Origin of the sequence: Pseudomonas sp. 21615526 (assembly GCF_013386245.1) — a bacterium.
GTDB lineage: Bacteria > Pseudomonadota > Gammaproteobacteria > Pseudomonadales > Pseudomonadaceae > Aquipseudomonas.
Genome location: NZ_JACAOM010000034.1, coordinates 1 through 4,455 on the forward strand (window position 1 = coordinate 1; position 4,455 = coordinate 4,455).

A 4,455-nucleotide genomic window follows, 5' to 3' on the forward strand; every position below is an offset into this window, starting at 1 on the left:
GGCGAGGGAGCTTGCTCCCGCGGGACCGGGCTGGCGCGCCAGTGCGCAGCGCTCCCAGGATTTTGGGGCCGCTACGCTGCCCAGCGGGAGCAAGCTCCCTCGCCACAACCGCTCCCAAGCCACTGGTTTGGTGGACCACATTCGATTAAGGGGACCCATGGACCGTTTCCAGGAAATGCAGATTTTCCTCGCCGTCGCCGAAGAACAGGGCTTTGCCGCGGCGGCCCGGCGCCTGAACATCTCGCCCCCCAGCGTGACCCGCGCGATTGCCGCGATGGAGGCGCGTATTGGCACCCAGTTGCTTTCGCGCACCACCCGCAGCCTGCACCTGAGCGAGGCCGGCCAGCGTTACCTGGACGATTGCCGGCACATCCTCGCGGAGTTGACTGAGGCCGAAGAAGCGGCAGCAGGCAGCTTCTCGATCCCGTGGGGGCACCTGACGGTCACCGCGCCGGTGTTGTTCGGCGAGTTGTTCGTCGCGCCAATCCTGGGGGAGTACCTGGACCTGTTTGCCCAGGTCAGCATCAACGCCTTGCTGGTGGACCGTGTGGTCAACATGACCGATGAAGGCGTCGATGTGGCCGTGCGCATCGGGCATTTGCAGGAACCCGGCCAGCAGGCGATCAAGGTCGGCGAGGTGCGTCGCGTAGTGTGCGCGGCGCCGGCTTACCTTGAGCGGCACCGGCCACTGCACCCCGGGCAACTGCGTGAGGCGAAGATTGTCACGTCGTCTTCCAGCCAGTTGGTCAGCGAATGGCAGTTCAGGGAAGGCGGCCAGCCGTTGAGCGTGGCCGTTGAGCCGCGCCTGGTAGTCACCGCCAACAACGCGGCGATCAACCTCGCGCGGCTGGGCTGGGGCGTCACACGAGTGTTGTCTTATCAGGTGGCCAGCGATGTGCGTGCAGGCGCACTGGAAATCATCCTGCAAGACTTCGAACCGCCGGCCTTGCCGATCCATGTGGTGTTCCAGAACAACGCCCGGGTACCGGCGAAGGTCAACACGTTCGTGGATTTTCTGGTCAGCCGGCTGGGGCAGGATGCTGCGCTCAACCCATCGATGCAGCGGCCGGCCTGATGGACCGCTATCGCGACATGCAGATCTTCCAGGCGCTGTCCCGGCAGCCGAGCCTGGCCGCGGCAGCCCGCTGCCTGGGAATCTCGGGACCCACTGTGATCCGCGCGATTGACCGGCTGGAGGTGCGCTTGCGCGTGCCATTGGTACAGCGCAGCACCCGGGGCATTCGCCTCACCGAAGCCGGGGCGACGTTCATGGCCGACTGTTCGCGGATCCTTGACGGCGTGAGCGCCGCCGAAGCATCTGCCCAGGGTGCGCACGCGCAGGCCGAGGGAAACCTGCGGGTGTTTTTTCCGTTGCTGTTCAGCCGTTATGTGATGGCGCCGCTGTTGGCCGGCTACCTGGAGCGCTATCCCGGAGTCCGCCTGTTTGCCCATTACCACGATCATTATCCGAACCTGAATGAAGACGGCCTGGACGTGGCAGTCCTGGTGGGGGAACTGCCCGGTTCATCCCTGATTGCCCGGCCCGTGGGCCATGTGCGCAACATCGTCTGCGCCAGCCCCGGCTATCTGCAAAGCCATGGCGAACCGGTGCAACCGGAGGCGCTCAAGGAGCATCGGCTGGTCGCCAGCCAGGCGTATTCGAATTGGGTGCAGTGGGATTTCCAGGGCGCCAGCATCAAGGCCCGGGCGCGTCTCGGTTGCACCACGGTGCAGGGCGCGATCAATGCGGCGGTGCAGGGCGCAGGGTTGATCCGGTGCTTGAGCTACCCGGTGCACGAGCACCTGGCGAGCGGGCAACTGTGTCGAGTATTGCAGGCCCATGAACCGCCGCCGCTGCCGGTGCATGTGGTCTACCGCGAAGGGCGCAACGCTTCGATGCGGGTGCGCAGTTTTGTCGATTTCAGCGTGGCGGCATTGCGTGAACATCCGGCGTTTCATTCACCGAGGGCTTGATCATGAATCACCAGGACGCGTCCCCCGTTTCGCCATGGCATGCCGGCGAGCGGCAGTTGCAGCAAAGTGCCGGCGTGGCCGAGCGCATGGAGGTGATCGGCGCGAAGGTGATACGGGATCACTTGCCGGAGCAGCATCGGGCTTTTTATGAGTTGTTGCCCTATCTGGTCGTGGGGGCCGTGGATGAGCAGGGGCTGCCCTGGGCCACGCTGCTGGAGGGCACGCCGGGGTTTGCGTATTCGCCGGACCCCTACAGCTTGCGTATCGACAGCCTGCCTGCGGAGAGTGACCCCGCCGGGAGCGGGCTGAAACAAGGCGCGTCGGTCGGGCTGTTGGGCATTGACCTGAATACGCGGCGGCGTAATCGCATGAATGGGGTTATTGGGGCTGCCGGCGTCGACGGATTTACCGTGGCGGTGGTGCACACGTTTGGAAATTGCCCGAAGTACATCCAGTTGCGTGCGGTGGATCCGGGGGCCCGGGGGCAGCGCGCTGCGGGAGGTATTGTGCGGCGCGCGAACTCGCTCGATGACGCTGACCGGGCGCTGATTCGCAGCGCTGATACGTTTTTCGTCGCCAGCTATGTGGACCTGGAAGGAGATGCGGCCAAGCGTTCGGTGGACGTTTCACACCGAGGCGGCAACAGTGGGTTTGTGCGGTTGGAGGGAGAGGTGCTGACGATTCCCGATTTTACCGGCAACTCGTTTTTCAACACCTTGGGCAATGTGCAGGTCAACCCGGTTGCGGGCTTGCTGTTTGTGGATTTTGCTACGGGTGATGTGTTGCAGGTGGCCGGGCGGGCCGAGGTGATTCTTGAAGGAGATGAAGTGGCCACGTTCGAGGGGGCTGAGCGGTTGTGGAAGGTGACCGTGGAACACGTGGTCCGAAGGGATGCGGTGCTGGCGCTGCGTTGGCAGTTCGAGGGGTTTTCTCCCTACAGCCTGGCGTTGGGGCCTTGGAAAGCCTGAGAGTGCTGCCGAGCCACTCGTGCGACTGAGTTAAAACTCAATTGCGCGGTAGGCGGTGTTTGGTGTCGGGGAATGACGCGATACTCCGTCGGGTTTTTGCCTGCCCAATAAAGGGCTGTCCCGAGGTTTCCCAATGAATGCACCAAGCCGCCTTGCGCTGCTGATCACCGCCACGGCTGCCCTCAGCGCCTGTGGCGATTCCTCCAAACTGCCGTTTCAGGCCGGTGTGGGGCCAAGCCCGCAACTGCCCGAACCCACTGCATCACTGATCCCGACACTCAAGGTTTCCAAGGCTGTCGGCTGGCCCGGTAATGCCCAGCCAACGGCGCCCGATGGGTTCACGGTAACGGCGTTGGCCGCGGACCTTGACCATCCGCGCTGGGTGTACACCTTGCCCAATGGCGACGTGCTGGTAGCCGAGAGTAACCATCCGCCCATGCCTGAAGGTGCCACGGACGGCGGCACGGGTTTGCTCGCCTGGGCGCGTCGTACCGCGATGGGGTTTGTGATGGGGCGGGTCGGTGCCGATACGCCGAGCGCCGACCGGATCACGCTGCTGCGGGACGCCGACGGTGATGGGCGTGCCGAGGTGAAGGGTGAGTTTCTCGGTGGGCTGACGTCGCCGTTTGGCATGGCGTTGGTGGGGGATGAGTTGTATATCGGCAATGCCGATGCGGTGGTCAAGGTGCCTTATGTTCGGGGCCAGACTCACATCGATGCCGTGCCGGTGAAGGTCACTGATCTGCCCGCCGGGATCAATCATCACTGGACCAAAAACGTCCTGGCCAATCCTGAGGGTACCAAGCTTTATGTGACCGTCGGGTCCAACAGCAATGTGGGTGAGAATGGGCTTGACGCCGAGGAAGGGCGTGCTGCGATCTGGGAGTTGGATCTTGCCAGTGGGCAGAAGCGTCTGTTCGCCAGTGGGTTGCGCAATCCCAATGGGCTGGCGTGGAAACCCGGCTCTACGCAGTTGTGGACGGTGGTCAACGAGCGCGACGAGATCGGCAGCGATCTGGTGCCGGATTACCTGACGTCGGTGCGGGACGGCGCGTTCTACGGTTGGCCGTGGAGTTATTACGGGGCTCACGTTGACAGCCGGGTGCAGCCGCCGCGTCCGGACAAGGTCGCCCAGGCGATTGCACCGGACTACGCGCTGGGGACTCACGTTGCGCCGTTGGGCCTGACTTTTTCCGATGCGCGGGGGATGCCAGCGGTGTTTGCCGATGGGGTATTTGTGGGGGAGCATGGATCCTGGAACCGTAATCCGCAGGCGGGGTACAAGGTGGTGTTTATTCCGTTCCGGGACGGAAAGCCGTCGGGTGTGCCTGTTGATTTCCTGACTGGGTTTTTAAATGGTGATGGAGAGGCTCAGGGGCGTCCGGTGGGTGTAGCGTTGGACGGGCAGGGCGCGTTGCTGGTGGCGGATGATGTGGGGAACAAGGTGTGGCGGGTGGCGCGGGTAAGGCCTTAGGGTTTTGCTCTTACAGCGGCTCACGGTCCACTGTAGGAG

4 protein-coding genes are annotated in these 4,455 nt (G+C 63.7%); all 4 read left to right on the top strand.

Features of this window, described 5'->3' with window-relative positions:
* The first annotated feature begins 157 nt into the window (after nt 1–157).
* The 4 genes from HX786_RS12500 (at nt 158) to HX786_RS12515 (ending at nt 4,416) form a co-directional block, all read left to right on the top strand.
* A complete protein-coding gene (locus HX786_RS12500; RefSeq protein WP_178912150.1) occupies nt 158–1,075 on the top strand; it encodes a LysR family transcriptional regulator in 918 nt (305 codons plus the stop codon).
* On the top strand, nt 1,075–1,974 hold the full coding sequence (locus HX786_RS12505; RefSeq protein WP_178912151.1) for a LysR family transcriptional regulator: 900 nt from the start codon (nt 1,075–1,077) through the stop codon (nt 1,972–1,974). The genes HX786_RS12500 and HX786_RS12505 overlap by 1 nt, the downstream gene beginning before the upstream one ends.
* A gap of 2 nt (nt 1,975–1,976) precedes the next feature.
* Entirely contained in the window at nt 1,977–2,942 is a 966-nt protein-coding gene (locus HX786_RS12510; RefSeq protein ID WP_178912152.1) for a pyridoxamine 5'-phosphate oxidase family protein, read from the top strand.
* A gap of 133 nt (nt 2,943–3,075) precedes the next feature.
* Nucleotides 3,076–4,416: a sorbosone dehydrogenase family protein gene (locus HX786_RS12515; protein WP_178912153.1), complete on the top strand. Its 1,341-nt coding sequence runs from the start codon at nt 3,076–3,078 to the stop codon at nt 4,414–4,416.
* The last annotated feature ends 39 nt before the right edge of the window (nt 4,417–4,455 follow it).